The 26,592-nt window shown below is 63.6% G+C and carries 29 protein-coding genes; 19 read left to right on the forward strand and 10 right to left on the reverse strand.

Features of this window, described 5'->3' with window-relative positions:
* Nucleotides 1-19: 19 nt before the first annotated feature.
* Genes ACQR2C_RS22270 through ACQR2C_RS22285 form a run of 4 tightly spaced genes read right to left on the reverse strand, consistent with a single transcriptional unit; the run spans nt 20 to nt 5,294 of the window.
* Nucleotides 20-1,891, reverse strand: a complete 1,872-nt coding sequence (locus tag ACQR2C_RS22270) for an alpha/beta fold hydrolase (RefSeq protein ID WP_434882119.1) — start codon at nt 1,889-1,891, stop codon at nt 20-22.
* 16 nt (nt 1,892-1,907) lie between these two features.
* Nucleotides 1,908-3,161 (reverse strand): radical SAM protein, encoded by a 1,254-nt coding sequence (locus tag ACQR2C_RS22275; protein WP_434882120.1) that lies wholly within the window; start codon nt 3,159-3,161, stop codon nt 1,908-1,910.
* A 25-nt stretch (nt 3,162-3,186) separates the two neighbouring features.
* The gene (locus tag ACQR2C_RS22280; RefSeq protein WP_434882121.1) at nt 3,187-4,254 is read right to left on the reverse strand and encodes a geranylgeranyl reductase family protein; all 1,068 of its coding nucleotides are present in this window, start codon (nt 4,252-4,254) and stop codon (nt 3,187-3,189) included.
* A gap of 8 nt (nt 4,255-4,262) precedes the next feature.
* Nucleotides 4,263-5,294, reverse strand: coding sequence for a radical SAM protein (locus ACQR2C_RS22285; protein ID WP_434882122.1), 1,032 nt, complete (start codon nt 5,292-5,294; stop codon nt 4,263-4,265).
* Nucleotides 5,295-5,378: 84 nt separating this feature from the next.
* Here ACQR2C_RS22285 and ACQR2C_RS22290 point away from each other — a divergent pair, with 84 nt between their 5' ends.
* From ACQR2C_RS22290 to ACQR2C_RS22350, 13 genes are all read left to right on the forward strand, one after another.
* Entirely contained in the window at nt 5,379-6,095 is a 717-nt protein-coding gene (locus ACQR2C_RS22290; RefSeq protein WP_434882123.1) for a type 1 glutamine amidotransferase, read from the forward strand.
* Nucleotides 6,096-6,354: 259 nt separating this feature from the next.
* Nucleotides 6,355-6,735, forward strand: a complete 381-nt coding sequence (locus tag ACQR2C_RS22295) for a DsrE/DsrF/DrsH-like family protein (protein WP_315802231.1) — start codon at nt 6,355-6,357, stop codon at nt 6,733-6,735.
* A 31-nt stretch (nt 6,736-6,766) separates the two neighbouring features.
* Entirely contained in the window at nt 6,767-7,492 is a 726-nt protein-coding gene (locus ACQR2C_RS22300; protein ID WP_316171964.1) for a 4Fe-4S dicluster domain-containing protein, read from the forward strand.
* Nucleotides 7,493-7,554: 62 nt separating this feature from the next.
* Nucleotides 7,555-8,928, forward strand: coding sequence for a heterodisulfide reductase-related iron-sulfur binding cluster (locus tag ACQR2C_RS22305; RefSeq protein WP_434882124.1), 1,374 nt, complete (start codon nt 7,555-7,557; stop codon nt 8,926-8,928).
* A complete protein-coding gene (locus ACQR2C_RS22310) occupies nt 8,925-9,977 on the forward strand; it encodes an FAD-dependent oxidoreductase (RefSeq protein WP_315802234.1) in 1,053 nt (350 codons plus the stop codon). The genes ACQR2C_RS22305 and ACQR2C_RS22310 overlap by 4 nt, the downstream gene beginning before the upstream one ends.
* Complete coding sequence (locus ACQR2C_RS22315) at nt 9,974-10,849, forward strand: hypothetical protein (protein WP_434882125.1); 876 nt, start codon at nt 9,974-9,976, stop codon at nt 10,847-10,849. The genes ACQR2C_RS22310 and ACQR2C_RS22315 overlap by 4 nt, the downstream gene beginning before the upstream one ends.
* Nucleotides 10,850-10,859: 10 nt before the next feature.
* Nucleotides 10,860-11,606, forward strand: coding sequence for a 4Fe-4S dicluster domain-containing protein (locus ACQR2C_RS22320; RefSeq protein ID WP_434882126.1), 747 nt, complete (start codon nt 10,860-10,862; stop codon nt 11,604-11,606).
* Nucleotides 11,606-12,529, forward strand: a complete 924-nt coding sequence (locus tag ACQR2C_RS22325) for a CoB--CoM heterodisulfide reductase iron-sulfur subunit B family protein (RefSeq protein ID WP_434882127.1) — start codon at nt 11,606-11,608, stop codon at nt 12,527-12,529. The genes ACQR2C_RS22320 and ACQR2C_RS22325 overlap by 1 nt, the downstream gene beginning before the upstream one ends.
* The gene (locus ACQR2C_RS22330; protein WP_434882128.1) at nt 12,529-13,002 is read left to right on the forward strand and encodes a hypothetical protein; all 474 of its coding nucleotides are present in this window, start codon (nt 12,529-12,531) and stop codon (nt 13,000-13,002) included. The genes ACQR2C_RS22325 and ACQR2C_RS22330 overlap by 1 nt, the downstream gene beginning before the upstream one ends.
* A gap of 15 nt (nt 13,003-13,017) precedes the next feature.
* Nucleotides 13,018-13,458, forward strand: coding sequence for a glycine cleavage system protein H (locus ACQR2C_RS22335; RefSeq protein ID WP_315715458.1), 441 nt, complete (start codon nt 13,018-13,020; stop codon nt 13,456-13,458).
* Between the two features lie 103 nt (nt 13,459-13,561).
* Complete coding sequence (locus tag ACQR2C_RS22340; RefSeq protein WP_434882173.1) at nt 13,562-14,512, forward strand: YeiH family protein; 951 nt, start codon at nt 13,562-13,564, stop codon at nt 14,510-14,512.
* Between the two features lie 42 nt (nt 14,513-14,554).
* The gene (dsrE2, locus tag ACQR2C_RS22345) at nt 14,555-15,049 is read left to right on the forward strand and encodes a sulfur carrier protein DsrE2 (RefSeq protein WP_434882129.1); all 495 of its coding nucleotides are present in this window, start codon (nt 14,555-14,557) and stop codon (nt 15,047-15,049) included.
* A 41-nt stretch (nt 15,050-15,090) separates the two neighbouring features.
* Nucleotides 15,091-15,318 carry a sulfurtransferase TusA family protein gene (locus ACQR2C_RS22350; protein ID WP_315715462.1) on the forward strand — a complete coding sequence of 76 codons (228 nt, stop codon included), beginning with the start codon at nt 15,091-15,093 and terminating at the stop codon, nt 15,316-15,318.
* Nucleotides 15,319-15,468: 150 nt separating this feature from the next.
* Here ACQR2C_RS22350 and ACQR2C_RS22355 read toward each other — a convergent pair whose 3' ends face one another.
* The 6 genes from ACQR2C_RS22355 to ACQR2C_RS22380 are packed head-to-tail and all read right to left on the reverse strand — an operon-like array spanning nt 15,469 to nt 21,085.
* Nucleotides 15,469-16,734, reverse strand: coding sequence for a (Fe-S)-binding protein (locus ACQR2C_RS22355; protein ID WP_434882130.1), 1,266 nt, complete (start codon nt 16,732-16,734; stop codon nt 15,469-15,471).
* Between the two features lie 4 nt (nt 16,735-16,738).
* Entirely contained in the window at nt 16,739-18,466 is a 1,728-nt protein-coding gene (locus ACQR2C_RS22360) for a nickel-dependent hydrogenase large subunit (RefSeq protein ID WP_434882131.1), read from the reverse strand.
* A complete protein-coding gene (locus ACQR2C_RS22365; protein WP_434882132.1) occupies nt 18,463-19,170 on the reverse strand; it encodes a hypothetical protein in 708 nt (235 codons plus the stop codon). The genes ACQR2C_RS22360 and ACQR2C_RS22365 overlap by 4 nt, the downstream gene beginning before the upstream one ends.
* Nucleotides 19,119-20,183: a hydrogenase small subunit gene (locus tag ACQR2C_RS22370; RefSeq protein WP_434882133.1), complete on the reverse strand. Its 1,065-nt coding sequence runs from the start codon at nt 20,181-20,183 to the stop codon at nt 19,119-19,121. The genes ACQR2C_RS22365 and ACQR2C_RS22370 overlap by 52 nt, the downstream gene beginning before the upstream one ends.
* Entirely contained in the window at nt 20,176-20,595 is a 420-nt protein-coding gene (locus ACQR2C_RS22375) for a hydrogenase expression/formation C-terminal domain-containing protein (RefSeq protein ID WP_434882134.1), read from the reverse strand. The genes ACQR2C_RS22370 and ACQR2C_RS22375 overlap by 8 nt, the downstream gene beginning before the upstream one ends.
* Complete coding sequence (locus ACQR2C_RS22380; protein ID WP_315802247.1) at nt 20,585-21,085, reverse strand: HyaD/HybD family hydrogenase maturation endopeptidase; 501 nt, start codon at nt 21,083-21,085, stop codon at nt 20,585-20,587. Before ACQR2C_RS22380 ends, ACQR2C_RS22375 begins: the two co-directional genes overlap by 11 nt.
* 131 nt (nt 21,086-21,216) lie before the next feature.
* Here ACQR2C_RS22380 and ACQR2C_RS22385 point away from each other — a divergent pair, with 131 nt between their 5' ends.
* The 6 genes from ACQR2C_RS22385 to ACQR2C_RS22410 all read left to right on the forward strand — a co-directional run bounded on the left by ACQR2C_RS22385 (nt 21,217) and on the right by ACQR2C_RS22410 (nt 26,566).
* Nucleotides 21,217-21,462, forward strand: coding sequence for a HypC/HybG/HupF family hydrogenase formation chaperone (locus ACQR2C_RS22385; protein WP_315802248.1), 246 nt, complete (start codon nt 21,217-21,219; stop codon nt 21,460-21,462).
* Between the two features lie 1,077 nt (nt 21,463-22,539).
* Nucleotides 22,540-23,028: a MarR family winged helix-turn-helix transcriptional regulator gene (locus ACQR2C_RS22390; protein WP_316238282.1), complete on the forward strand. Its 489-nt coding sequence runs from the start codon at nt 22,540-22,542 to the stop codon at nt 23,026-23,028.
* A 118-nt stretch (nt 23,029-23,146) separates the two neighbouring features.
* On the forward strand, nt 23,147-24,763 hold the full coding sequence (locus tag ACQR2C_RS22395) for an FAD-dependent oxidoreductase (protein ID WP_434882174.1): 1,617 nt from the start codon (nt 23,147-23,149) through the stop codon (nt 24,761-24,763).
* A gap of 199 nt (nt 24,764-24,962) precedes the next feature.
* Nucleotides 24,963-25,493 carry a DUF4142 domain-containing protein gene (locus ACQR2C_RS22400; protein WP_434882135.1) on the forward strand — a complete coding sequence of 177 codons (531 nt, stop codon included), beginning with the start codon at nt 24,963-24,965 and terminating at the stop codon, nt 25,491-25,493.
* A gap of 286 nt (nt 25,494-25,779) precedes the next feature.
* A complete protein-coding gene (locus tag ACQR2C_RS22405; RefSeq protein WP_434882175.1) occupies nt 25,780-26,052 on the forward strand; it encodes a hypothetical protein in 273 nt (90 codons plus the stop codon).
* Between the two features lie 28 nt (nt 26,053-26,080).
* On the forward strand, nt 26,081-26,566 hold the full coding sequence (locus ACQR2C_RS22410; protein WP_434840377.1) for a GNAT family N-acetyltransferase: 486 nt from the start codon (nt 26,081-26,083) through the stop codon (nt 26,564-26,566).
* Nucleotides 26,567-26,592: the final 26 nt, after the last annotated feature.

Genomic DNA, 26,592 nt, shown 5'->3' on the forward strand with positions numbered 1-26,592 from the left:
GCCTGCCGGAGCTCTTCCGTCAGGCGGAGCCGGGGACGGCCGCGACCGTGTTTTCAGCGGTCACTCGATCGATGAACCCGGCCGCTGCGGCTATCACCGCCGAGGTCGCCTGCTGGTGGGGCGCGTGCCCACAGCCTTTCAGCACGCAGGTCTCGATCCGGGCCGGCACGAGGGCGCGGAGTGTCTCAAGCTGCGCATGCGTGAAGAACTCGTCTTCGCTGCCCTGAACAGCGAGCACCGGGGCGCGAACCCGTCCAACGTAGGGCTTGATACCCCAGTCGCGCGCTTCTTCTCCGGTCCAGGCGTCGACCAGCCGGCCAAAAAGATGGTCGGTTCTGCTGCCATGATACCGTGCGAGCCGCGCCCTCAGGTCACCGTGCTCGAAGTCCCTGATCTGGGCGGCGATGCCGTCAACGGTCCGCTGTTCGCGGAAGAGGTGAGGGGCGATCGCGACGACCCCGCTGACCTCATCGGGAAACGCGCCGGCAAACGTCAACGCGATCGCAGCACCGTCGGAGTGTCCGACCAGGATCGGGCGCCGCGCGCCGGTCGTCCGTAGCACTTCGGGCAGGGCATCCAAAGCCTCGGCGAGCAGATATTGCCGCGAATGGGGCAGCTCGAGCGGCTCCGAGTCACCGGAGCCCCAGCGGTCGAACACCAGGACGGAGGAGCCGGTCGCAGCCGCAAGCCGCTCGGGGAAATCGCGCCACAGTCGGGCGCAGCCCAAGGCGTCATGCAGCAGGACGAGCGGCGGACGTTCCGGTCGCGTCGCCGCGAGCCAATGGCCGCGAAGTCTCCGGCCGGCCGCAACGAAGCTGAGCTGCCGCGCTGCCGCGACGACCACATCGCGAATGTCCGGCGGGCCGAGATTGACGAAGTCGGCCGACGTGCGCGAGAAGAAGTTCTCGACGATCGATCCGGCATCGGCCAGTTCGGCGCCGCGCAGCGCCGCCTCGAGATCAAAGATGACGCGTGGCGGCGTGACGAAGAAATCGCCGGTGATCAGAGCTTCGCGAATCCGTCCGCGGTCCGGCCCCTCGAGGCGGATATCGGCGCGCAGGCTGCCGCCACGCCGCGTCAGAGTGGCACTGACCAGCGAGCCGTCCACCTCGGGGGCGTCGACCATCTCGACGAAGTCGTCGCGGCCGATCTCGTCGCGATACAACTGCGCGGCAAGTTCTTCTTCGTGCATCGACACCTCGCCCCATTGCGGAACAATGCCGAGGCCTTCGGCCAAGCCGTCAAGCAGGGCTTGCTGGATGGTGGCGAGATCAGGAAGGTGGTCGCCGAGGATCTCGCGCATGCTGACGACGCGCTGGCGAGCCGAAGCGAGGTCGCGCTTGGCGAGCTTTTCCACCGGCACTTTGAGCGCGGCGATCATCTGCTCGGGGTCGAAGTCGATCAGCAGAGTTCCCTGATAGAACAGCGTATCGCCGTCGAAGAAGCCACCGGTGCCGCTGATCTTGCGGCCGTCGACATCGATGTCGTTGCGCGGGCGGTAGCGCGCGGGGACGCCGAGCTTGTTGAGCCCGAGTGCGACGCTTTCGCAGATCCGGCGTGTCGTTTCGGTGAGATCCATGGCGCCGAGGCTGGAGCGGCCGAACACGAGCTCCCATCCGATCTGACCCTCGTCGAGATAGAGGCCGCCGCCTCCCGTGATCCGCCGGCCGATCTCGATTCCCTTGCTCCGGCAATAGTCGAGCCGGACCTCATGGCTCAGGATCTGATGGATTCCGACGAGCGCCGACGGACGAAACCGCAGGAAGCGGATGGTATCGGGAATCCGCCGTGCCTTGTGAGCGTCGATGAGCGCCTGGTCGAAGGCGATATTGGCGCGTCCGCCCCGAATCCCGGTGTCGATGACCCGAAATGACTTGGCGCTGCTGGCCATCGCATCTTCCTCCCGGTTATTTGGGTAGTCCGCGCCGGAGTTGGCTGCGCACGTGGCGAATGTCGCGACGATCGGGCTTGAACGGGTAGGAGGCAATGTCGCGCGGCGGCGAGTCGCCATAGGGACGGTCGCAGGCGGACACGTCAGCGGCCTCCTTGCCCGGGCAGCCGGACGTGCGGAAGGCCACGCCCGCGTCGATGATCGCGTCGACTTCGTCCTGCGGCAGACCAAAATCGACGAGTTGACCGCGCTCGTCGAAACGCATGCGCTGCAGGGAATGGCTTCGATAGTCGATGAGATAGCGGGCGAGCTGTATGCGTCGCCATTGCGGGCGCGGCGCCGGCGGGAGGTGATCCATCAACGAGCCTTGTTCGGGAAAGAACGCGAACAGGTGGCTGTGGCCGCCGAGATCGCGAATTCTCTGCACCTGCGAGAGAACGTCGTGGTCGCTCTCGCCCATCCCAACGATGAGATGGGCGCCGAAGCGTTCCGGGCCAAATATCTCGGCGGCGGCCAGCAGGATCTCCCAATATTTGTCCCAGCTGTGCGGCGATTGAACGCCGTGGCCGCGGGTGCGGTCAAAGATGGCCGGGTTGGCGGCATCGAGCGCGACCGTAAATATCTCGGCGCCGAGATCCTTCAGCTCCTGCACATCCAGTCGGGTCATCGTCGTCGGGTTGGACAGGATGGACACGGGCACGTGCCTGATGCGTTCAACCCATTTCCGCAGGACGATGCGGGTGTCCTGGTCCGACCGCGGATGCGTGATCATGCTGATGCACATGCGATGGAAGCGCCCGCCGTCGCCGCCCGATGCGACGATGTCGATCACCTGGTCGTAAGGCACCGCAGGCCAGTCGACACGAATAAAGTTGCGGTCGGCATAGTTGCGCTCCGCTTCGCGATGGCGCGCAAGCCCGCAGTATGCGCAGTTGGCGCGGCAGCCCTCCGGGTAGGTCAGCAGCAGGTTCAGGCAACGGGTGCAACTGGTGCGATGCATGTAGCCGTTCATGATGCCGAGGGTGATCGCTGCTGCCGTCGACATTTGCACGTAGTCGGGTGATCGCATGTTCGGCGTCAGAACGTTGTCGTTCGGCAGGTAGACGCCTTCCGGCCGCGCGTCCTGCGCTTTCACGCGCCCGCCGTTGCGTGCTTCCGCCGGCACGTCGCCGGGCGCGCGCGGCCGCATGGCTTCGGCCGCGTTGAAGGCGCGCGTCTCCCCGGTGAGGAAATCCGGCACCGGATGCGTCGGTCCTTCGAGACAGCTCATGACTTCCTCTCCTGATCCTGCATTTTCACGCCCAATAGTTCGGCGAACTGATCCACCCCTCGGCGAGCGCAGCCGCGTCGGGGCGACGGCCGTCGCCGTATTGCGCCAGAACTTGCCGTCGTCGCCGTGATGCCCGGCTCAAGGCCGCATCGAAAATGTCGCTGAGCTCTTCGTCATAATCATTGAGGGCGCCGCTGCGGCCGGACAGCATGTCTGCCGCGGCTTGCCCGGCGAGTGCGCCCGATTGCACGGCGGAGGCGATGCCGGCGCCGGTCACGGGGTTGGTCAGGCCCGCCGCATCGCCGGCCAGCAACACCTGGGTTGCGCCAAGCCGACCTGTCGAACCCACCCTGCCGCCCACGGGTATCGCCCCGCCCGTCAACGCGAACGGGCGCGTTCCGATGCGGCGCGATGCCGACAGCGCGCCAAAGAGCGCGGCGAGCATCGGTTTCAGCCGACGCCGGTCCTCCATCATGACGCCAACGCCGATATTGGCCACGGCGCCCTTGGGAAACAGCCAGCCATAGCCGCCGCGATAGTCGGCGCTCAGGAAGATATCCGTGGCATCGTGCGGCACGATCAGCGGCGCGGTCAGTTGCCTCGTATCGACGAGCGCGCGATTGGTCTCGCCGATCGCCGCGCCGACCCGCGAGCGAGGGCCGTCGCAGCCGATCAGGACGCGCGGCTTCATGGCAAGACCATCGGACGTATGAATTGTGCCGTCGATGTCGATGGCAACCACGGAGGTGCCGTATCGGCACGCGGCTCCCGCATTCGCCGCCTCATCAGCGAGCATTCGATCGAAGGCGGCGCGATCGATCATCCAGCCGCGGAAATCCGGCGTTTCCTCGCAATCTGTCGCCTCGGTGAAGGTCAGCATGCGCGTGATCTTCTGTTGGGCGACGGCCGTGATGTTCGGAACGTCCCGCTCGATCATGGCGGGCACGAACTCGGCACACTGGACCGGGCGACCCGCCTCGAGCCGGCGATCCACGGCGACGACGCGGTAGCCGGCCTTCGCGGCAACTGCGGCCGCACGACTCCCAGCCGGTCCAAGCCCGACGACGACGATATCCGTTGCCTCGGCGTTCATCGTGCACCTCAGGCTGCGCAAGCCCGCCGTCCGGCGAGGCCGTCAAGCGCGATCGAGCAGCAGGCATGCTCCTGCTCGACCGGGCGACCGATGGCGCGGGCAAGAGCTACGATGCCGTCCGCGGGATAGGCGATGCCGTCAAATCCCGCCATGACGGCGTATGCGTCGGTCATCAGCTTGTGGCGGCCCGCGGGGCGGATACAGCCAAGTTGAACCGGCGCGTGACTGATGCGTTGCCGCGCGGCGACCAGCACCTTTGCCACGTCGTCGGTGGATATCGTGGCGAAGGGCCGATCCGGCGGCGCATAGATCGGGGTCACCACCACCAGGATCAACGCGGCGACCGGATGGCGCGAAACGATGTCCAGCGCGGTCTCCTCGCCGAGCAGCCGGCCGTAGTGCAGACCGATGACGATGTGTGGCACGACCTGCATCTTGGTGCCCGAGAGCGCGGCGAGCGTCGCCTCGAAATCCGCGACGGGACGGTCGAGGTGATAGACGTCGCGGATCGTCTGCTGCGAGCCGATCACGTCGAGCATCGCGACGTCGACCCCGGCGGCCTCCATGGATCTGGCGCGCCGTTCGTCGAGCAACGCGGAGTGGACGGCGATGCGCAGATGGGGAAAGTCGCGCTTGAGCCTTTCGATGGTCGGATAGAAGCGATCGTACGGAACCTCGTTGCGCCGGTTGGATCCTCCTGAAAGAAGGAACCCGCCCAGATCCTTGAGCAGAACGAGATCGCGCACCTTGCGGTCGAGCTCGTCCGGTGTCGTTGCCGCGATCATCGGTTCGAGGATCTTCGCCTGACAATGATCGCAATTCAGCGCGCAAGCGCCGCCGGTGATGGAAAAGGCGGGAAAACTCGCTTTGCCGCAGCCCCTGAGCTCCTCGCTGGCATAGGCGCGGAACGTCGGCGTGTAGAACCGCATCGGTCCGAGCGCGCGCTCGCGGGCTGCCGCCTCGAGTGCATCGACGAGCCCACGGTCAAAACGCAGGTCTTCGAGCGGTTCGATCTCCTGCAGCTTCTCATACCATGCCATTGCGTTCCTCGCTTTTCATATGCGAAAAAACATATATATTTCAGGTCTGCCGTCGGCTTCGGCCGTCATTGATGCTTCACTCAGTTGTCGCGGTTCGCCATGAAGACACTCTGCGTCCTGCAGCATTTCGAGGCGGACTATCTCGGCTCGATGGAAGATCAATTCGAAGGACGCAACGTCGGCTTTCGCTATTGCCGGCCGTTTACGGCCGGAGGATCGATACCTGCGACGGCAGGGGACTTTGACGGCCTCATTGTTCTTGGCGCCGGACCGCTCGGAGTCGTCAGCGGCAACCTGCTTCCGAGCCTCGGGCCGGAGTTGCGGTTGGTACGGGATTTCCTGGCGCGCGGCTTGCCCGTCATCGGCATCGGAGCCGGCAGCTGCATACTTGCGACCGCGTGCGGCGGCGGCACTCAGGAAGCTCCGCTCCGCTTCGTCGTGGAGACGGCCCGACGGGTCGATCCCGCTGCGCTCGGCGGTCATCTGCCGCGATCCTTTCCCGTGGCGATCTACATGCGCGATCGCCCGGTGCTGCCGGCCGATGCAAGTGTTCTCGCGATCGACTCTGCGGGGGAGCCGGCGGTGTTTCAGCTCCGTGATAACTGCTTCGGGTTCCTCGGCCATCCCGGAATCAAATCGGCCATGATCGAGGATCTGATCATGGCATTCGACGAATGTCCTGATCGCACGGCGGAAACGCTCGCCGATCTGCGCGTGGTGCAGCGCGAGATTGCTGCGGCGCTCGGGCCGCTGATGATTGGTTTGATCGAGTCGACGCATTTGATGCGGCCGCTCCCGTAGGACCGTTCTCCCGAGCAACGAATTATTTTCTTCACCCTATAGATGTCATTCAAAAAATGGAATATGTTTTGTGCGTTCGTCCGACGGATTGGATGAAATCGATGTCGGCTTGTTGTCTACCTGGGACTTCGGTTCCTGGGCTTGTTGATCTTCATCAACCCCAAGGCGATGCGCCTCGAGATAACTTGTCGTGCACGCTCCTGTGTCGATGTGCGCTACGCACGCTCAATAGCAGACGATCGGGGAGGACATCGTAGGAATGGCGAAAAAGCTCATCATCATCATGGTCAATACCGATCCTCGCAACGGCGAGGAGCTCGGCGCGCCGTTCTTCCAGGCCACTGTTGCCGCGGCGATGGACTACGAGGTCGATGTCGTCTGTACCGCGACGGCGGGGCAACTCATGAAAAAGGGCGTGGCCGAGAAGCTCGTGGTCAAGCCCGGATCTCCGAAAACCGTCTATGACTTCATCAAGGACGCGCACGGAGCTGGAGTGAAGTTCTATTGCTGCTCTCCGAACCTCGATCTCTTCGACATGACCGAGCAGGATCTGATCCCTGAATGCGAGGGCATCGTCGGGGGTGCAAAGGTCATCGAAGAGGTGATGGAAAACGATAACGCCAAGGTGCTGACCTACTGAGGAGAGCCGCCAGATGACGAGCGGAGCTTCAATGGAGCTGACCTCTATCGGCGACCCGGTCTCCGAGGCGCCGGTCGTTCCCTATGAGAAGCTGGAAGAGGTGTTCGACGACATTCGCTCGCACGTCCTCTACGATCATGAGCTGCACGGCTGTCTCAATTGCGGCATCTGCACCGCGACCTGTCCCTCGGCGCACTACTACGATTATTCGCCCCGCGAGATCGTCCAGCTGCTGTGGACCGAAAATCTCGAGGGCATCTACGACGCGATGCAGGAGAAGATCTGGTCCTGCGCGCAGTGCTACACCTGTGCCGCCCGCTGTCCGTTCGAAAATTCACCGGGCGGGCTCGTCATGATCATGCGCGAGGTCGCGATCAAGCATGGCATGCAGTCGGCGAAAGATGTGCTGCGACCGTTCTCGCGGGTGCTTCTGAAGGTCATTTCCACGGGAAATCAGCTCGCGCCCAACATGATCACGCGCGATGCGTTTCCCGACTGGGGCCCGAACGTCGCCAAGGTCGATGCTCCGCTCAATATCCTGCGCAAGGCCATTCCAGTCCCAACCATGCACACCATGGACACGGCCTGGGAGGTCAACCTGAAGACGTCCGTCGAACTCTACACCATTTGGGAGGCGACCGGCGTGCTCGATCAGCTCGAGACGATCGACGAGAATCTGTTCGACGTCGTCAGCGACGTGATGGATGAGAAGCGCGAGGAATACAACGAGTGGCTTGAAGAGCAGCAGGAAGAATAGGCCGCTGAGACGACCACAATAGACGGCGAGATCAATCGCCGCGGTGGACGACGGAGGAAGCGATGGACGAAAAGCGCAGTGACAGTCAGTCGGCTTACGCCGGCTTTGGCGCGGAGTGGCGCCCTTCCAACCTGACGCCGAGCGAGGCGCAGACGGCGACGGCCTGGGTGGAAACCCGGATCGACCGTCGCTCCATGCTGACCAACAAGGAGCGTGTCCACGACATCCGCGACGCGATGTGGGAGTTGGAGAAGGACGGCGAAATCGTCGTTCATCGGATCGACGAGCGCCACGAGCCGGTGGTGGCGCGCACACTGTACGGCTGGGACAAGCGCATTCCCACCACCAACCTCTGGCAGCACAAATCCTGCGGACAGTGCGGCAATATCCCCGGCTATCCGTCGAGCGTGATGTGGCTGATGAACCAGCTCGGCGTGCGCTATCTCGACGAGACCGATCAGACCTCTTGCACCGCCTGGAATTATCACGGCTCCGGGGTCGGCAATGTCGTCAGTCTGGCCGCCGTCTTCCTGCGCAACTTCCACCAGGCATACATGTCGGCCAAGGCGCAGGGCCTGCCGGTCGGAACCTACTTCCCGCTGATCCACTGCGGCACGTCGTTCGGCAATTACAAGGAGATGCGCATCTTCTTGATGCATTCGGCTGAACTGCGCGAGCAGGTGAAGAAGATTCTCGGCAAGCTGGGTCGTCTGGTCGACGGCAAGCTGCTGATCCCCGAAGAGATCGTGCACTATTCCGAGTGGCTGCACGTCATGCGCCACCGCATCCGGGAGCGGCAGGTCATCGACGTGAGCAGCCTTCGTGCCACCATTCATCCGGCCTGTCACGTCTACAAGATGGTTCCGGAAGACGTGATCTATGACGACACCGTCATGGACGGCAACCGCGTGGCGGTATCGACCGGCCTGATGCAGGCGCTGGGTGCACAGGTGATCGACTACTCCACCTGGTACGACTGCTGCGGCTTCGGCTTTCGTCATATCATCGGCGAACGTGAGTTCACGCGCTCCTTCGCCATCGATCGCAAGATCAGGGTCGCGGTCGAGGAGGCGAGGGCGGACGTCATGATCGGCCACGACACGGGTTGCATCACCACACTCGACAAGAACCAGTGGATCGGCAAGGCCGTCGACAAGGTCTATGCGCTGCCGATCATGGCCGATTGCCAGTTCGCGGCGCTCGCCCTCGGCGCGCATCCCTACAAGCTCGCACAGCTTCACTGGCACGCCTCGCCGTTCGAGGGGCTGCTCGAGAAGCTCGGCATCGACTGGCAGAAAGCCAAAGCCGAGTTCGAGGCCTATCTCGGTGAGGTCAAGGCCGGCCGCATCGAGACGCTTTACGACCCCAAACGCGCGATTACGTCGGGCCCAGGCTATGTCAAGCCGACGGCGACCCTGCCAGGAGCCGCATCATGACCCGTCCCGTTCTCATCGTTGGCGGCGGGCCGTCGGGGCTTTCCGCCGCACATGCGCTGGCCGCGGCCGGCCAGCGCGTCGTTCTCGTCGAAAAGGCGGAGCAGCTCGGCGGTGCGCCGATCCAGTCAGGCTACGCCAGGCTGGTGCCGTCCGGCGAATGGGCCAAGGACGCCATCGGTGGCATGGTGCGCCGGGTCGAAACCGACAGCCGTGTCGAGATCCGAAGGCGCGTCACGGTGAAAGCCTTTTCGGGCAGCCCAGGCGACTTCCGCGTGACGCTGTCGGATGGCGCGGTGCTGGAGGCGGGGGCGGCGATCCTGTGCACCGGCTTCACGCATTTCGATTCCGTCAATAAGCCGGAATGGGGTTTCGGCACCTACCCTGATGTGGTTACGACGACCCAGGTCGAGCAGATGCTCTCCTCCGGCAGGGGCGTGCGCTGTCCGTCCGACGGGCGCGAGCCGGAACGGGTCGCGATCCTGCTATGCGTCGGCTCGCGCGACCGCCAGATCGGTCGCGAGTGGTGTTCGAAGATCTGCTGCACGGTCTCCGCCAACATCGCCATGGAGATCCGCGAGGCGATGCCACGGTGCAACGTGTATGTCTACTACATGGATATCCGCACCTTCGGCCTCTACGAGGATCTCTACTACTGGGAAAGCCAGGAGAAGCACCGCGTCAAATACATCAAGGCGCGGATCGCCGAAGTGACGTCAGACGGCAGGCGGTTGATCGTGAAGGGCGAGGACACGCTGGTGAAACGGCCGATCTCGATCCCGTTCGACATGGTGGTGCACGCCATCGGCATGGATCCCAATGTCGACAACATGACGTTGTCGGCGGTGTTCGACGTCAAACTGCAGAAGCACGGCCATATCGAGAAGGCGTCGGTCTATTCCAACACATCGGCCACCTCGCGGCCCGGCGTCTTCGTCGCCGGCGCGGCCACCGGGCCCGAGACCATCGACGATTCCATCGCACAGGGCCAATCGGCAGCGATGGCCGCGCTGGCCCTGGTCCGCGGCGCCATGATGGAAGCGGCCGAGTGATGTGGCCGATCACCAACCATAGAGGCAAGGCGGTGGTCGAGCCGACGCGGCCGGTGCTCGATCTGTCCGGCCCCAGGCTGCGGCGGGCGTTCGAGAGCCTTGTGGAATCCGCCGACGACAGCGGTGGCGTCGAGCGCTATGTCGGAGCGCTCGCGCTCAAGGCCTCGCTGTTCGAGGAGGTGTTGGGCAAGGGGCGGGTCAGCGAGCTGACGGAGGCCGAATTCTGCGACCTTGCCACGTTCATCACGCCGGTGCGCCGGCGTGTGGGGGCGTGGCTCGGCCGCAACGGGTTTGCGGCGTTGCGCAGCAGGCTCGAGGCGCTGCTGCACGGATGGTCCGACCTCGGCACAACCGACCAGCGCGTCGCCGCGTTCGTCACGAGCTTTCCGGCCGATCGCGAGCACCGCTGGTCGCGCGATCTTGCCGCCGAGGTCCTTCATTTCACCGCGCCGGACCACTATCCGCTGATGACGCGCTGGATGTGGGACGCCAGGGTCAATACCGGCGTATTGCGCGAGATATGGTACGACGAGGCTGCCGAGACCGGTACGATCGCCGTCGGCGACGGCTTCGCCACTTTCACGATGCTACGCGAGGAGCTCGAAGGTTTCCTGCAGGCGAACGGTGTCTTCCGCGATCTGGCCTTCTACGTCGATCTGCTCTGCGCCCACACCTATGCAAGCTATATCAACGACAAGGGCGGCCAGTTCCTGCACGCGGACTTCTGCGGCGGCTTCAAGGCGGACGCGATGGCGCATACTCGCCGTCTCCTGGGACTCGATGCGGTCGATACCGAGTCGGGGCGCACCCGCCTGAAGCTGATCGATGGCAGGGCCCATGTGCTCGGGCAGCCTCGCCTGCCGAGCGAATGAGGGAACATCCATGCCGATTCACGAAAAATCGCTGATCCGGCCAGAGAATCTCGTCACGCATGAGCACCTGGAAATTGATGGCGTCGATGTCTCCGGGCACTGGAGCACGTTCATCACCTCACGCGCCATTACCGACTACAACGAGCAGATGCAGGAGGAGATCGCGGCGCTCCCGGGAGGCGAGTTCATCCACCGCTGCTGGCAATGCGGCTCATGCACCAATGCCTGCACGATCAACGCCGTGAATCCCGACTTCAACCCGCGCTATTGGATCTACCTGATCCGAATAGGCTTCGAAAGCGAGCTGCTGCGTGACAAGGACATCATCTGGCAGTGCGTCTCCTGCAACAAATGCACCTATGCCTGTCCTCGCGACGTCAGTCCCGAAGGCGTGATGAAGGCCACGGCACATTGGCTGGAGCTGAAGGGCTATACGGAGAAGAAGCCGTCCACCGCGTTCGATGAGGTCTTCTCCGAGCAGGTCTTCGCCACCGGCAAGATCGAGGAAGGCCGCGTGCTGCGCCGGTTCTTCGCGCGGACCGGGCAGTCCCTGTCGCAGGGCTGGCTCGTCGAACTGATACGCAGTCTCGCCAGCCGATTGCCGGTCGGCCTCCTGGTGAAGTTGGGACTTGCCAGCGTGATCCGTCCCCGCACGCGCGGATGGCGGGGCGCCAGCCTCGCGATCGACGAGTATGTCCATGAGTGCGAAGCATCTGCCCGCAAGGCGCTTCGGCTGGACGTTCAGGGAGCTGAGTGATGAGCGACAAACACAAGCAGGTCGCCTACTATCCGGGCTGCGCGCTCGAAGGCACCGGGCACGCCTACAACCGCTCCACCCAGGAGGTCGGCAAGGCACTCGGCCTCGATCTGGTCGAGCTCAGGAACTGGAACTGCTGCGGCGCCATGGAGGTCAAGAACATCGATCCCAAGCTGCAGACCTACCTGTCGGCCCGCAACCTCTCGATCGCCGATGCGATGGGGTTCGATACCGTGATGGCGCCGTGCAATGGCTGCTATCACAATCTCAAGAAGGCCGAATACGACCTCGCCAAGGACCCCGCGTCGCGTGAGGTGACGGACCGACTGTCGCGCAAGGCCGGCCACGCGACCTACGAAGCCGGCAGGGTCACGACCATTCACGCGCTCGACTGGATCAAGGAATCGGTCGGCGAACAGGGCCTCAAGGCGCGCGTGAAGAACTCGCTCAAGGGCCTGAAGGTCGCAAACTACTACGGCTGCATGTACACGCGGCCGCGTCACATCTTTCCGGAGAAGGACAAGGGGCCCGGCTCGGAATCGACCTCCAAGCCCCATTTCATGGATGACCTGCTGGCCGCGGCGGGGGCCGAAAATGTCGAGTACCCCCTCAAGACGGCATGCTGTGGCGGCGCTCACACGCTGTCCGACAGTGACACCTCGACCAAGCTCGTTCTCAACCTGCTCACGACGGCCGAGGCCTGCGGCGCGGACGTGATCGCCACCGAATGCCCGACCTGCCACACCGGGCTCGAAATGCATCAGGTGCGCGCCGAAAAGGTCTTCGGCCGCAAGACGAGCGTCAAGATCCTGTACTTCACCCAGCTCCTCGGCATGGCGCTCGGGCTGTCGGCGCGCAAGGTCGGCGTGCAGGAGAACTTCTCGGATTCGACGGGTCTGTTGCGTGCGCGGGGGCTCGGCTGATGGCGGATATCGGTATCACGAGCCTCGACAACGTCGCGATGCGGCTCGATGGCATGTTGGCCGCGTCCGATGCTGCACTCGCGGCGGCCGCCGCGCCACTTGCCAAGGAGCTGTTGCAGCTCGGCGAAACGATTCTCGAAACATGGCTCGCTGCGCACGGCGAGATCGCGACCGATCGCAAGGTCGAAACCTTCCGCTTGCTGGCGCTGCATCGGCAGGGTGCGCGCGGCGATGCAAGCTTCAATGCTTGCCGCGAGACATGCCGCGAGCTCGTCTATCACTATAATCTGGTGTGCCTCGAGCCAGGCCACGCGGAGGTCGCCCGGCGGCTGCGGCTGGGCGCCATGGTCGCGCGGCACCTTATGCTGTTCATCGGAGGCAAGCTGGAGGTGGCCGGGCTCGGCGACTTCTGCTGCGCGTCCCGGCCGCTACGTCAACTCGATGCATCGATGCAGGCTAACGAAACTGTCTGAGACAAGGAGAAGACGATGCCCATCGTCCGCGGCTGCAACCTTCCCGACGACCTCCTCTATGACGTCGAAAACAACATCTGGTATCGCGAGAACGCCGACGGCACCGTGACGCTCGGGATGACCGCTGTGGCAGCGGCCATGGCCGGTCAGCTTGTCGCCTTCACACCAAAGAAGGCCGGCCGGTCGGTCGATGCGGGCAAGTCCTGCGCCACGATCGAATCCGGCAAGTGGGTCGGCCCGGCAAAGGTCGCCTTCAATGCGGAAATCGTCGAGGTCAACGATGCAATGAGCGCTGCGCCCAAGCTCGCCAACACCGACCCGTATGGCGAGGGATGGATGGTCAAGGTGCGCCCGAAGGACTGGGCTGCTGCCAAGGCCGGCCTCGTGCCGGGCACGGCGGCCGCCGCCCCTTATGAAGCGAAGATGGCTGCCGAGAATTTCGCTGGCTGCGCGTAAGGAAGTGGACAGGCCGTGACCGAGACCGCCGCAATCAGGACATCGATGAAAAGTCGCGGCTTCGCGGCCTTCATGTCGCTGCCGACCCTATTTCCCGGGCGTCCTGGCCAGTTTGATCATCGCGATCGCGGCAACCTTCCTGTCCGAGCACTATGGCGGGCCGGTCATGCTGTTCGCCCTGCTGCTTGGGATGGCCTTCTATTTCCTGTCGCAGGAGGGGCGCTGCGTCGCCGGCATCGAACTCGCCTCCAAGCGCATCCTGCGCGTCGCTGTCGGCCTGCTCGGGGCGCAGATCACGATTGCCGAGATCATGAAGCTCGGCCCGACGCCCGTGATCACGGTCGTCGGCGCGGTGATCCTGACCATCCTGTTCGGCGCGCTGGCCTCCCGTGCCATGGGTTTGAGCCGGCCGTTCGGAATCCTCACCTCCGGGGCCGTAGCGATTTGCGGAGCGTCGGCGGCGCTCGCGATCTCGTCGGTGCTGCCCAAGGGGGAGCACCACGAACGCGACACGGTCTTTACCGTGATCGGCGTGACTGCGCTGAGCACGATCGCGATGATCGTCTATCCGCTGGTGATCGCAGGATTCCATCTCGATCACGCTGCAGTCGGCATGTTTCTTGGCGGCACCATTCACGACGTTGCGCAAGTGGTTGGCGCCGGCTTCAGCGTGTCGGAGGAGACCGGGAACGTCGCGACCTTCACCAAGCTGCTCCGGGTTGCCATGCTGCTGCCCGTCGTGGTGACGCTGTCCTACGTGTTCCGCGCCCACCAGGTCGGCAAGGCCGGGCGCCAGTTGCCGGGGTTCCTGGTGGTGTTCGCCGTTCTGGTGATGCTCAACAGCGCCGGCGTCATTCCCGCATTCCTGCTTGCACTCATCAAGGACATTTCGAGGTGGTGCCTGGTGACGGCGATCGCAGCGCTCGGGATGAAGACGTCGCTCAAGGCGATGGCCGATGTCGGCGGCCGGGCGATCGCGCTGATCGTCGCCGAGACGTTGTTCCTCGCAGTCCTCGTGCTGATGGTCGTGCGTTGGAAAGCAGGAATCCAGTGATGCGCGCGGTTGCGCCTGCACGAGACCAAACGGAGAGATGCAATGGCCGATGATAACAATACCAAGCGCATGTCGATGATTGTCACCAAGGGTACGCTGGATTGGGCCTATCCGCCCTTTATCCTGGCCACGACAGCGGCGGCCATGGGCCTCGACGTGACCATGTTCTTCACCTTCTACGGCTTGACGCTGCTCAAGAAGAATCTCGACCTGAAAATCTCTACGCTCGGCAATCCGGCCATGGAGATGCCGATGTTTGGAATGCACATCGGTATGCCGAATCTCGTATCGGCCATCCCCGGCGTCGACGCGGCGGCGACGACGATGATGAAAAACCTGATCAAGAAGAAGGGGGTCGCATCGATAGAGGAACTGCGCACGATGGCCATCGAAGCCGAAGTCAAGATGATCGCCTGCCAGATGACCATGGATCTGTTCGAGTACACCAAGGACGACATGATCGAGGGGCCGGTGCTCGGGGGCGCCGCGACCTACATCGAGACGGCGACCAAGAGCGACATCAACCTGTTCATTTGAATGGATCACGAACCCAGCACTAGAAACTACGAGGAGACGAAATGGCCGACCAGGTTCTCGATGCCAAGGGACTGAACTGCCCGCTGCCGATCTTGCGCGCGAAGAAGGCACTCAAGGACGTGCCGATCGGTGGGACGCTTCAAGTGCTCGCCACCGATCCCGGCGCTGTGAAGGACTTCGAGGCGTTCTGTCGCACGACCGGAAATGATCTCTTGGAATCCAAGTCGGAAGGCAAGCAGTTCGAGTTCCTGATCAGGCGAACGTCCTGACGCTACGCAATCTCTGCCACGCCGGAGTGCCTTTCGGTTTGACCGAGAGCGGAACCGCAACCAACGGAGGCGACCGGTGCAGTCTGCGCGCTCCGCCGCCGGCGTTTCGTCGCCGTTTGCCCACGCTGCAAGGCGCACGACCGTGAACCGTCACCCTTGCGTCTTCGCCGGAGCGTCCTCGATCAGGTGGTCCGCAATGATCTCCACCAGGCTCGCGAGTCCGCCCTCCCATTTCCAGTGGGCCTTGCTCTCGTCCATGGTCAGCCGGCAGTTCGAGCATGCCGAGACCATCGTCTTCGCGCCGGTCTTCTCCACCTGATCCATCTTGATCTTGAAGACCTTGTGGCGAAGATCGGCTGCGCGCGCGATCGCCTGCACGCCGCCGCCGCCACCGCAGCACCAGTTGAGATCTCCGGTCGGGGTCATTTCGCGGAAGTCCTTCGCGAAATCCTGCAGGAGGAATCGCGCATCCTCGGTCGCGCCGCCACGACGGGAGATCTGGCAAGGATCGTGATAGGTGATCGACTCCTCGATCGGCTTCAGCCTCAGCCTGCCGTCCCGCTTGAGTTGCGCCATGAATTCCGAAATGTGCACGACTGCGAAGGGCAGGGGGCGGCCGAGCATATTGGCGCCCGACCAGCGCAGCGCACCGAACGCGTGGCCGCACTCCGGAATCACCACCGTCTTGGCTCCCACCGCCTCGGCGGCCTCGGTGATCCGCTGAACCATGATCCTGGCGACGTCCGCCTTGCCGGCCAGATAGCCAAAATTCGTGGCTTCATAGCCCTTCGTGCTCAGCGTCCAGTCAACGCCCGCGTGGTTCAGCAGCTTGGCCATGGCCACCACGGAATCGGGGTATTTCATCGTTTCGACGGACGAGAGCGTCAGCAGAATGTCGGCCTTTTCCTTGTCGAGCGCGATGGGCACCTCGTGCTCATCTTCGAGCCATTCGATACGATCGCGCAGCTTTTCGGCCGTCACGCCCAGCGGGCTTCCATGGTCGCGCGAATTGTCGGCGGCCTGCAGAAGGTCCTTCGGTCCAAGTCCGGCCTTGACGAAGGCCTGCCGCGCGCCGCCCACGATGGAAGCGATGTCGATCCCCATCGGACAGATCGTGGTGCATCGACCGCACATGGTGCAGGTATCGAACAGCAGTTCCTCCCATTCCTTGAGGTCCTCCTCCGTGATGCGGGGAGCGAAGAGGGAGAGCGGGAATTTCTGCCGGCGATAGGCCTTGGCCATCGGAAACAGCTTGTAGGCGGGCGTGTGCCGCGGATCTCCGGAGGCCTGATAGAAGTGGCAGGCTTCGGCACAGTTCCCGCAATGGACGCAAGCCTCGAGATAGCTGACCAGATGTCCCTCGGTTCGCGCCAGGAACGTTCTGCTGGCTGCTTCGACGTCGATTTCGCCGCCCATCGCCTTACCTCACCCGCAATTGTATCAGCTCTTCGCCTTCCGGATTGATCACATGCACCGCGCACGCAATGCACGGATCGAAGCTGTGGATCGTGCGCTGGATCTCGAGCGGCTGCCGAGGATCGTGGAGTGTGTGGCGATCCATCAATGCCGCTTCGTAAGGTCCGGGCTGGCCCTTGGAGTCGCGCGGCCCCGCGTTCCAGGTCGAGGGCACCACGGCCTGATAATTATCGATGCGCTTGTTCTTGATCACCACCCAATGCGCCAGCGCCCCACGCGGCGCTTCCATGAAGCCGACACCCTTGGCTTCGGTGGGCCAGGTCGAGGGGTCCCACTTGTTCGAATTGTGAACGTTCAGATCACCCGCGCGGATGTTGGAAAGAAGACGGTCGTACCAGGTCGACATCTGGTCGACGACGATCTTGCTTTCCAGGGCGCGCGCCGCTGTGCGTCCCATGGTCGAAAACATCGCCGTCAGCGGCAGGTCGAGCTTGCCCAGCGCGTAACCGGCCAGTTCGCGCGTCGGCTCGTGACCTTTGGCATGGAGCATCAGCACGCGCGCGAGCGGACCGACCTCCATGACATGGCCCTTCCAGCGCGGCGCCTTGAGCCAGGAATAGCTCGCGCCGACATCGAGCTGCTCGAAGGGGGGCTTGGGACCGGTGTAATGCAGATTGGTCTCACCCTCGTAGGGATGCAGGCCCTTGTCCTTGCCGCTTGCATAGTCGTACCAGGAATGGGAGACGAACTCCTGGATTTCCTCCGAATTGTTCATGTCGACGGGATGGATCGTGGTCAGGTCGCGATTGAGGATCGCGCCCGCCGGGATCAGCCAACTGGCCGGGTCGTCCATGCCCTTTTCGGGGAAGTCGCCGTAGGTCAGGAAGTTGCCCACGCCTTCGCCGCGCGCGAACCAGTCCTTGTAGAAGGAGGCGATGGCCAGCGTGTCCGGCAGATAGACCTGCTCGACAAAATCCTTCATTCGGCCGATCACGGTCTTCACCGTCTGCAGGCCGTCGATGCCGATGGCGGTGCCGCCGGTGTTCAGGCTGATCGCTGACGGGGCGCCGCCGACCAGGAAATTCGGATGCGGATTCTTGCCGCCGAAGATGGTGTGGATCTGCACCACCTCGCGCTGCCAGGCGAGCGCTTCCAAATAGTGCGCGACCGCCATCAGGTTTGCTTCGGCCGGCAGCTTGAATCCGGGATGTCCCCAGAATCCACCTGCAAAGATGCCGAGCTGGCCGCCTTCGACGAAGGCTTTCAGTCTCTTCTGCGTGTCCGCGAAATAGCCCGGGCTCGACTTCGGGAAGCTCGAGATCGATTGCGCCAGTTGCGATGTTGCCGCCGGATCGGCCTTCAACGCCGACACCACGTCGACCCAGTCGAGCGCATGCAGATGATAGAAGTGCATGACATGGTCATGCACATATTGTGCGGCAATCATCAGGTTGCGGATGAGTTGCGCGTTCGGCGGAATGGTGTATCCCAGCGCATTCTCCACGGCGCGGACGCTGGCGATGCCGTGGACCAGCGTGCACACGCCGCATATGCGCTGAGCGAAAGCCCAGGCCTCGCGCGGATCGCGTCCTTTCAGGATCAGTTCGATGCCGCGCACCATCGTGCCGGAACTGTACGCACCGGTGATGGCGCCATGGGGATCTGTTTCCGCCTCGATCCGCAGATGCCCTTCAATGCGCGTGATGGGATCGACGACGATGCGCTGGTTCATATCTCGACTCCCCGGCGGCTGTAGAAGATCCCGGTCTCGCTCCTGGTCAGGAAGACGAGGAAGGCATGCATGAGTTTTCCGAACGGGAACCAGATCAGGAACAGGCACACGGTCAGGATGTGCACGGACAAGAGCGTCTCGTACGGCGCCCATAGGTGGCTCACCGCGATCAGCCCCGTCGCGACCGGAAGGAACGTCACCAGCCAGCTGAAGTAGTCGTCAAGCGTCGAAAGCAGTCTTAAGACCGGATTCGTCATCCGTCGCGCCAGCGCAGCCAGGAGCGACGCCAGCGTGACCACCGAGGCGGCCGAGATCACGCCGGTGGGCAGATTCGGCCATGAAAAGCCGAACAATCCACGCAGGAAGAGAATGTGCTGCGCCAGTCCGAACACGATGATGGCAAGGCCGACGTGAAAAACATAGCCGTTCACCGTGCTGAACAACGAGGCGCGCAGATAGGTGTTCGCGGGCCATAGGTGACGCACGAAGCCACGGAACGCGCCAACCACGGCATGCGGTGCATCAGCTCGCCTCGCCGATCTGTCGCTGGTCCAGGGCAGGAGCAGCAGCGACGCGAGCCGCCACAACACGCCGCCCACGAATATCGCGATTGCGATCTCGATCGCGGGTCCGCGCACGAAATCCAGCAGGCTCATGGCTGGGCCTCCCTCTCTGCTCGTTGTTTGCGTCGCCGCGCCAGCCATGCGCTGGCAATCCCGACCGCCGCGCCCGCAGCCGCGGCGCTGCCGATGATCTCCGGATCATTCAACGTGTTTGAAGAAAGTGGCTGGTAGAAGCTGCCACGATCCCAGAAATTCGGTTCGGAACAGCCCAGACAGCCGTGTCCCGACTGGATCGGGAAAGAGACGCCACCATTCCATTTCATGGTCGCGCACGCATTGTAAGTCACGGGCCCCTTGCAACCGACTTCATAGAGGCACCAGCCCTTGCGCGCTCCCTCATCGTCGAACTGCTTGGCGAACTGCCCCTTGTCGTAGAACGGCCGGCGATAGCAGCGGTCATGGATCGTATCGCCGAAAAACGCTTTCGGTCTGCCCTTGTCGTCGAGATCGGGAAGCTTGTTGAACGTCACGAGATAGGCAACCGTGCCGGCGATGGCTTCCGGAATGGGCGGGCAACCGGAGACATTGATCACCGGTTTGTCGGTGATGATGTCGCTGACGGCAACCGCGCCGGTGGGGTTGGGATTTGCGTGGGGAATGCCACCGAAGGCCGCGCAGGTCCCGACGGAGATCACCGCGGCTGCATCTGCGGCCGTCTCCTTCAGCACTTCGAGGTTGGTCTTGCCGGCGTTGGTGGAGTAGACCCCGCCATCTCTCGTCGAAACGGAGCCGTCGACCACGACGACATATTTGCCCTTGTTCTCCTTCATGGCAGCGAGGCGGGCCGCTTCCGCGGCAGTACCCGACACTGCCATGAGCGTTTCGTGATAGTCGAGCGAGATGAGATTGAAGATCATGTCCTCGATGGTTGGACCGAACGAACGCGTCAGCGACTCCGTGCAGCCGGTGCATTCCTGAAACGAGAGCCAGATCACGGATTGGCGGCGCGTATTCGCCAACGCCTCCGCCATGCCCTTCGCGGCCATCGGGGGCAACGCCAGAAGGCTGGCAAGATAGCTCGTATATTTCAGCAGGGCGCGGCGGGAGACGCCGCTGCGCGTCAAGAGCTCGCCGATCGTCTCGGTTTCATGCATCTTCGGTATCCTCTGAAGAGACGCGGTCGATCAGGTCTTCAGCCAGTCTGTTGCTGGCCGCAGCGATGTCGGCCGCATGGCTTGTCAGGATCTCCGGGGACGCCGTGATTTCAATGCGTTCGGCGGCGAGCTTGTCCCCGGCGCCGAGATGGCGAACCCACCACACGCCGGCATAGCGCGTCTCCCAGATTTCACTGGTGCCGGCTGCGGTCAAAACGGCCTCCAGGTCACCATGGCCCAACCGCTCTTCCAACTCGCTGCGGTCCGCAGCCGTGAGAGGCAGGCTGCATAGATCGATCGCCGCGCATGCGCCGGTTTTGGCAAGCACACCGAGGTGATGGGCGATCTCGCGGAGCAGGCTGTCGGTCATCCCCGTGCGGAACCCTGCCGCGGCATCCGCTTCAACTGTCATGGTGCCACCTGCTGAGCAGTGTTTTGATCTGCTGACACGCGGAGGGAATGGCCGCGCCAACCGCGGGCGTCAGCGACAGGCCCCATTGCGTGGATTCAGGTTGAATTGCGACCAGCGCCCGGCGCGCCGGCTCGCAGCCGGCCAGCCGCGCCGCCGACATCAGGTCGGCAAGCGCGACCTCATGAGCCGTCCGCTTCTTGCCCGTGAGCTGCCGGTCCATCTCCGGACCTTGAAAGATCTTGACGGTGCCGGGCTTCGCGCCCAGTTCCACGGCGTCGACGGCGATCAGCGAGCCGAAATCTTCGATCTCCGAAAACAGGGACAGCCCGAGCGTCCCGCCATCCCGCAGAGCAACACAAGGCGGTATCTCGCCCGCACATTCAAGCGCATCGAGGGCCCGAATGACGTGCACACCAATGCCGTCATCGCTCAGCAGGATATTGCCGAGTCCGAGCACCAGCGTGGTGGTCGCCGCGACATTGGTCCGCATGGAAATCCCCGCGAGATCAGACGCCACATATTCTATGCAGCGAATATGATTCCCTTATCTTGATCCACGTCAAATCGAGTTCATCGATCGGGCTATGATTTCGGACTCAAGTATTTGCGGGTGGAACCGAGATGTGCCTTGGCATCCCGATGCGGGTCGTGGAGAGTGACGGAGTCATGGCGCGATGCGAGGCCAAAGGCATCGAGCGCACGGTGAGTCTGTTTTTGCTACAGCATGAAGCTATCGAGCCCGGCGATCACGTCGTGGTTCATGTCGGTTACGCCATCCGGAAGATGTCGGAAGCCGAAGCGTCGGGTGCATGGGATCTCCTCGACGAAATGCTTGCGGCGGAAGACGCAATGCACGGCAATACATGAGCTCGCCGGCTGTGGAATATCTCCACGGCGCTGGTGGCGCGGTTCAGCGCATCCGCTTCGGGCTGGGGGATGCCACCTTCCGGCATATCGCTTACCAAAAAAAGAAAATTTTCGACGTCCCGAGATCGATCTGACCCGCACACCCGATGTTCCCTAACGGAGGCCTGATTTGACCGGCGGCTGATAAATGCCGTTTCTATGGGTTGCGTTTGCGTTATAGTTCAATTCTTGCATGTGATGCAAGACAAGCAAGAAGGAGGGTCAATGCGATTGGTTGTCTTCCTCGCGGTGTTGATACCACTGGGCCTATCTGTGGCACATGCCAAAGGGGCTCCACATAAGCCGATAAAGGCGGAGCCTATTGGTAGATGCGAGTATACTTCGATTTGTGGCACGGGTTGCAGATTTTGCCCCACACATGGCGCTTGCCGTTGCAGCAATTGTTGCCTCGCGAAATCAAGACATAATAGATAGTAGATCTAATAATCAATTTTGCGGATTGCTTGGTGAACGTCGAGCCATGTCATGCTATAGGGCAACCGTTTTAGTTGGTGGCCTCACCATTTCATTAGCGATCTCGTTTCGGCCTAATGCAATTTGGATCATGGCTGAGACCATCGGCGGCGCCGCGCTTGGGACCTGTTCGGCGTCACCGTCCGCACGATTACCGATCTGGCGAAGCGTGGCATCACTGCGTGCGCCGTGCGCTGCTACGAGCTGACGGCCAGCTTCGCGGCTATTGCGAACATTTGCTGAAGCTGGCGACGGGACGCGGCGGCGGTCAAGCGATCTGCATCGGCGACGGTAGAGCGGGCTCGCCTGGCGCGTGAGCAGGCCGGCCACCGGTTGACGACCGAACCCCTGTGAACAGACGGCGAAAATGGTCGTCAATCACGAGCAAACTTCATTTTCCCTATTGGCCTTTTCGTTCGCTATTTGCGTTCGGGACGCTGGGGGCGCAGGCTCGAATCCTGCCGTTCCGGCCATTCTTCGCGTGACATCTCACGCGTTTCCCGATTTCACCTTGCGTCTGCGACGTTGACCCGGCGTGGTTCGATATGGCGAGGTAGTCCCGATATGACAGCGCGAGATCAACGCAAGGCGCGGCCCACCGGGCAGACGGCATGGCGTCACGCCAATGTCGGCCGGCTGCTCAACAATGCGGTGCGCCGGTTCGAATCCCGGGTTCTCCAATTGATGGCGGAGAGCGGTCACGGCGAGACGCGGATCGCCCATGTCAGCCTCACCCGCAACCTCGACGTCGAGGGCACGCGGCTGACCGAGCTCGCGCGGCGGGCCTCGATGAGCAAGCAGGCGATGGGCGAACTGGTCGATCAATGCGCCGAGCTGGGGCTGGTGTCGCGCGAGGCCGATCCGAGCGACCGGCGCGCGCGCCTCGTCCGCTTCACGCCGGCCGGACTGACATGGCTGGAGGCGTTTGGCGATGCCGTGGATGTGGCGGAAGCCGAGATGCGCAAGGAGCTCGGCAAGGCCGCGATGGACGCGATTCTGCAGGGATTGTCGGCCTATGGCGCCCGCTTCGACGCGCTCGACGACACCAGATAGTCAGGCTGCTTGACTAATTCGCGGGGCGCGCTAGCACTCCTCCATTGCGAGGAGGAGCGCCGTGATCGAACGTCTGAGCGCCTCGGTGCTGATCGTGGGCGGCGGTCCGTGCGGGCTGATGCTGGCCAACGAGCTTGGCCGCCGCGGCGTGTCCGCAATCCTGGTCGACGAGAAGCCGGGAACGGCGTTCAACCCGCAGGCCAACGCGACGCAGGCGCGGACGATGGAGCATTTCCGCCGGCTTGGCTTCGCCGACGAGGTCCGGCGCGCCGGCCTGCCCGCGGACTACCCGACCGACGTCGCCTATTTCACGCGCTACACGGCGCATGAGCTGGCACGTTTTCAATTGCCGTCCGCTGCGCGCGCGACGGAACTGGTGAAGGGCCTGTCCGGCTCATGGAGCGCGGCCGAGCTGCCGCACCGGGTGTCGCAGAAATTCGTCGAAGAAATCCTGCGCCGGCATGCCGCGCGCCTTGCGGGCATTCAGTTGCACTACGGGCACCGGTTGATCGGCCATGCCGTTACCGACGGCGGCATTGCCGCCGAGGTCGAGCGTGTCAGCGACGGCGCGCGCCTCGAGATCGCGGCTGATTTCCTGATCGGGGCCGACGGTCCGCGCTCCCAAGTGCGACAGTCGCTCGGGATCACCTATGGCGGAACGACGGGCGTGCAGCGCGATTTCATGGGCGGCCGCATGCTCGCGGTCTATCTGCGCTCGCCGGAGTTCTACGCCAGCGTCCCGCATGCGCGGGCCTGGATGTATGTCTGCTTCAACCGCGACCGCCGCGCCTTCATGGCCGCGGTGAACGGACGCGACGAGTTCGCTTTCCACACCCAGCTTCGGCCCGGCGAGAACGAAAGCGCTGTCACCGCCGACGATGCGCGGGCAGCGTTCCAGCGCGCCTGCGGTGCGCCCATTCCCTGCGAGGTGCTTTCGCATCTCACCTGGACCGCGGGGCATGCGCTGGTCGCCGAGAGCATGCAGCGCGGCCGGGTCTTCCTTGGCGGCGATGCGGCGCATCTGTTCACGCCGACCGGCGGGCTCGGCTACAACACCGCGATCGAGGACGCGGTCAATCTCGGCTGGAAGATCGCGAGCGTCGTCAAGGGAGCGAGCCCCGTCTCGCTGCTCGACAGCTACGAGGCCGAGCGCCGTCCGGTGGCGCTGCGCAACACCGACTACGCGCGCGGCTTTGCGGATTCGCTCGGCCTGTTTGCCGCGGTGCCCGAGATCGAGGACGCGACCGCGGCCGGCGACGAGGCACGGCGCATCGCCAGCGCCTATCTCGATCAGCATGCGCGCGCCGAGTTCAACATCCCCGGCGTCACCTTCGGCGGCCGCTATGATGGCTCACCGATCATCATCCCCGATGGCACCCGGCCGCCGCCGGATGCGGCCAACGCCTACGTGCCGAGCGCCTGTCCCGGCGGCCGCGCGCCGCACGCCTGGCTGGAGCAAGGTATCTCGCTGTACGACCGCTTCGGCTTCGAATGGACGCTGTTGCGGTGTGAGGGCAGCGACCTCGATGAGGATCAACTACGTGAGGCCATGGGGCCGCTGCGTGTCGACGTCGAGATCGTCACCTTGCCGCGGGCCCTGCGCGATCTCTACGAGGCCGACCTCGCTTTGATCCGTCCCGATCAGATCGTGGCCTGGCGCGGGAGCGCGGCGCAGGCCGGCCTGCTTCGAGGCGTGCTGGCTCGGGCGCTCGGCGGGGATGTACGCACTCACTGAGCGCTGCATGGCGCGGGTCCGAAACCGAGAAGTCGCGGACGTTGTGCTGCAGGGACGGTTGTGCCGCAGCATTTGGAACCCGCCGCGTCGTTGCGCGCGGAAGCATTCTGCAGGGTTGCCGCGCGGGGCTTAGGAACGATCGTCGGGTAAGGCTCTTGCCGTCGCGACGATCAGGAGTCGAACCCCTCGGAGATCAACGATGAGCAGGATGATCCACAACCATCAGACGAGAGCAATCCGAATTGCCCTGGCCGCCTCTGCCGTGACCGTGTTGGTGGCCGGCGGCGCGGTCGCCGCTCCGAAGGGCCGGTCGCCCGCCAAGGATCGGCATTTCATGACCGAGGCGATCGAGGGCGACATGTCCGAGGTGAACATGGGCAAGCTGGCGCAGCAGAAGGGGCAGAGCGATCAGGTCAAGCAGTTCGGGCAGGCCTTGCAGCAGGACCATAGCGAGCATCTGCAGAAGGCGCAGCAGCTTGCGAGCCAGAACGGGATGAAGGTGCCGTCCGAGCCGAGCAGGAAGCAAAAGGCCATCTACAACCGGTTGGAAGGCATGTCCGGCGGTCGGTTCGACCAGGCGTTTGCGCAGGCGATGGTTCGCGATCACCAGGAGGATATCAAGAAGTATCAGAAGCAGGCGGCGGCAAACTCACCGCTGTCGGACTTCGCCCAGCAGACCGTGCCGGTGCTGCAGAAACACCTCGACATGGCGAAATCCTTGGCGAAATGACATGCGCCAGAGCGATCACGATGCCTCCGCCTTGTCGAGGCGTCGTGATTGCCAAAGAACGCGCTATCTGAATAACGCGTTGCAGATCACGACGCCAATGCACGCCGGCCGAGACGCTGGCGAAGCAGCATCGCAAGAGGGCCGAGCCAGGACCGGCGGAAATTCGCACGTCGGCACCGCGCGTTCGGCATTGGAGTGCCGTCCGCCCGAGCATTGCCCGACCTTCGTCCGGCTGCTAGCGTTCTCCCGTGAGGCACGGGCAAACGAAAAGACGATGACCGACGTGATGACCGAATCGGAAAAGGCGCAGCAGATCGTGGCTGCGCTGAGGGCGGCGAAGGCGAGCCCGCCGGAAGCGGCACTGCAGACGTTGAACGGCCTGATGGGCCTCGTCCGCAGCCCGAGCGCGGAGCAGCCGCTCGAGGTGGAGGAGGCGCGCTCGGCGGCCTTCATGTCGATCTGCGAGGTCGGCAAGGCACTGCATCGGGGGCAGCCGACGGAGGCGCTGTGGCCGACGGCGCTGTCGGCCAGCGAGCGCTGGCTGGCCCTCGCCAAGTGAGAAAGGGCGAGTGAGAAAGAACCAGACCATGAGGTGGCGCGCAATGGCGCCGGGCGATCTTGCTGATGTCGATGAGATCGCGGCCCGCGTGCACCCGAACTATCCCGAGGACAAGAGTGTTTTCGCGGAGCGCCTGCGTCTCCATCCTGATGGCTGCCGCGTGCTGCGTGGGACGGGCATCGCCGGCTATGTGCTCAGCCATCCCTGGCATCTCGGCCGGCCCCCGGCCTTGAACCTGCTGATCGGCAGCATTCCGCCGGCTGCGTCGACCTACTACATCCACGATCTCGCCTTGCTGCCCGAGGCCCGCGGCAGCGGCTCGGCGACCGTGATCGTCGAGGAGCTGATCCGACACGCGCGTGCGCTCGGCCTGACGTCGCTGTCCTTGATCGCCGTCAACGGCTCGACTCCATTCTGGGAGAGGCAAGGATTTGCGGTCGACAAGACAGCCGCTGCCGATCCGACCGGCAGCTATGGCAGCGACGCGAACCTGATGATCCTGCGGCTCGCCTGAATTGCACGCGCTTCGTTCGCGGCGGC

Origin of the sequence: Bradyrhizobium sp. HKCCYLRH3061 (assembly GCF_051168015.1) — a bacterium.
Lineage (GTDB): Bacteria > Pseudomonadota > Alphaproteobacteria > Rhizobiales > Xanthobacteraceae > Bradyrhizobium.

Coding starts and splice junctions, on each gene's coding strand:
- ACQR2C_RS22270 (WP_434882119.1), bottom strand. CDS start 1,891: ATGGCCAGCAGCGCCAAGTCATTTCGGGTCATCGACACCGGGATTCGG.
- ACQR2C_RS22275 (WP_434882120.1), bottom strand. CDS start 3,161: ATGAGCTGTCTCGAAGGACCGACGCATCCGGTGCCGGATTTCCTCACC.
- ACQR2C_RS22280 (WP_434882121.1), bottom strand. CDS start 4,254: ATGAACGCCGAGGCAACGGATATCGTCGTCGTCGGGCTTGGACCGGCT.
- ACQR2C_RS22285 (WP_434882122.1), bottom strand. CDS start 5,294: ATGGCATGGTATGAGAAGCTGCAGGAGATCGAACCGCTCGAAGACCTG.
- ACQR2C_RS22295 (WP_315802231.1), top strand. CDS start 6,355: ATGGCGAAAAAGCTCATCATCATCATGGTCAATACCGATCCTCGCAAC.
- ACQR2C_RS22300 (WP_316171964.1), top strand. CDS start 6,767: ATGGAGCTGACCTCTATCGGCGACCCGGTCTCCGAGGCGCCGGTCGTT.
- ACQR2C_RS22305 (WP_434882124.1), top strand. CDS start 7,555: ATGGACGAAAAGCGCAGTGACAGTCAGTCGGCTTACGCCGGCTTTGGC.
- ACQR2C_RS22310 (WP_315802234.1), top strand. CDS start 8,925: ATGACCCGTCCCGTTCTCATCGTTGGCGGCGGGCCGTCGGGGCTTTCC.
- ACQR2C_RS22320 (WP_434882126.1), top strand. CDS start 10,860: ATGCCGATTCACGAAAAATCGCTGATCCGGCCAGAGAATCTCGTCACG.
- ACQR2C_RS22325 (WP_434882127.1), top strand. CDS start 11,606: ATGAGCGACAAACACAAGCAGGTCGCCTACTATCCGGGCTGCGCGCTC.
- ACQR2C_RS22330 (WP_434882128.1), top strand. CDS start 12,529: ATGGCGGATATCGGTATCACGAGCCTCGACAACGTCGCGATGCGGCTC.
- ACQR2C_RS22335 (WP_315715458.1), top strand. CDS start 13,018: ATGCCCATCGTCCGCGGCTGCAACCTTCCCGACGACCTCCTCTATGAC.
- dsrE2 (WP_434882129.1), top strand. CDS start 14,555: ATGGCCGATGATAACAATACCAAGCGCATGTCGATGATTGTCACCAAG.
- ACQR2C_RS22350 (WP_315715462.1), top strand. CDS start 15,091: ATGGCCGACCAGGTTCTCGATGCCAAGGGACTGAACTGCCCGCTGCCG.
- ACQR2C_RS22355 (WP_434882130.1), bottom strand. CDS start 16,734: ATGGGCGGCGAAATCGACGTCGAAGCAGCCAGCAGAACGTTCCTGGCG.
- ACQR2C_RS22360 (WP_434882131.1), bottom strand. CDS start 18,466: ATGAACCAGCGCATCGTCGTCGATCCCATCACGCGCATTGAAGGGCAT.
- ACQR2C_RS22365 (WP_434882132.1), bottom strand. CDS start 19,170: ATGGCTGGCGCGGCGACGCAAACAACGAGCAGAGAGGGAGGCCCAGCC.
- ACQR2C_RS22370 (WP_434882133.1), bottom strand. CDS start 20,183: ATGCATGAAACCGAGACGATCGGCGAGCTCTTGACGCGCAGCGGCGTC.
- ACQR2C_RS22375 (WP_434882134.1), bottom strand. CDS start 20,595: ATGACAGTTGAAGCGGATGCCGCGGCAGGGTTCCGCACGGGGATGACC.
- ACQR2C_RS22380 (WP_315802247.1), bottom strand. CDS start 21,085: ATGCGGACCAATGTCGCGGCGACCACCACGCTGGTGCTCGGACTCGGC.
- ACQR2C_RS22385 (WP_315802248.1), top strand. CDS start 21,217: ATGTGCCTTGGCATCCCGATGCGGGTCGTGGAGAGTGACGGAGTCATG.
- ACQR2C_RS22390 (WP_316238282.1), top strand. CDS start 22,540: ATGACAGCGCGAGATCAACGCAAGGCGCGGCCCACCGGGCAGACGGCA.
- ACQR2C_RS22395 (WP_434882174.1), top strand. CDS start 23,147: ATGCTGGCCAACGAGCTTGGCCGCCGCGGCGTGTCCGCAATCCTGGTC.
- ACQR2C_RS22400 (WP_434882135.1), top strand. CDS start 24,963: ATGAGCAGGATGATCCACAACCATCAGACGAGAGCAATCCGAATTGCC.
- ACQR2C_RS22405 (WP_434882175.1), top strand. CDS start 25,780: ATGACCGAATCGGAAAAGGCGCAGCAGATCGTGGCTGCGCTGAGGGCG.
- ACQR2C_RS22410 (WP_434840377.1), top strand. CDS start 26,081: ATGAGGTGGCGCGCAATGGCGCCGGGCGATCTTGCTGATGTCGATGAG.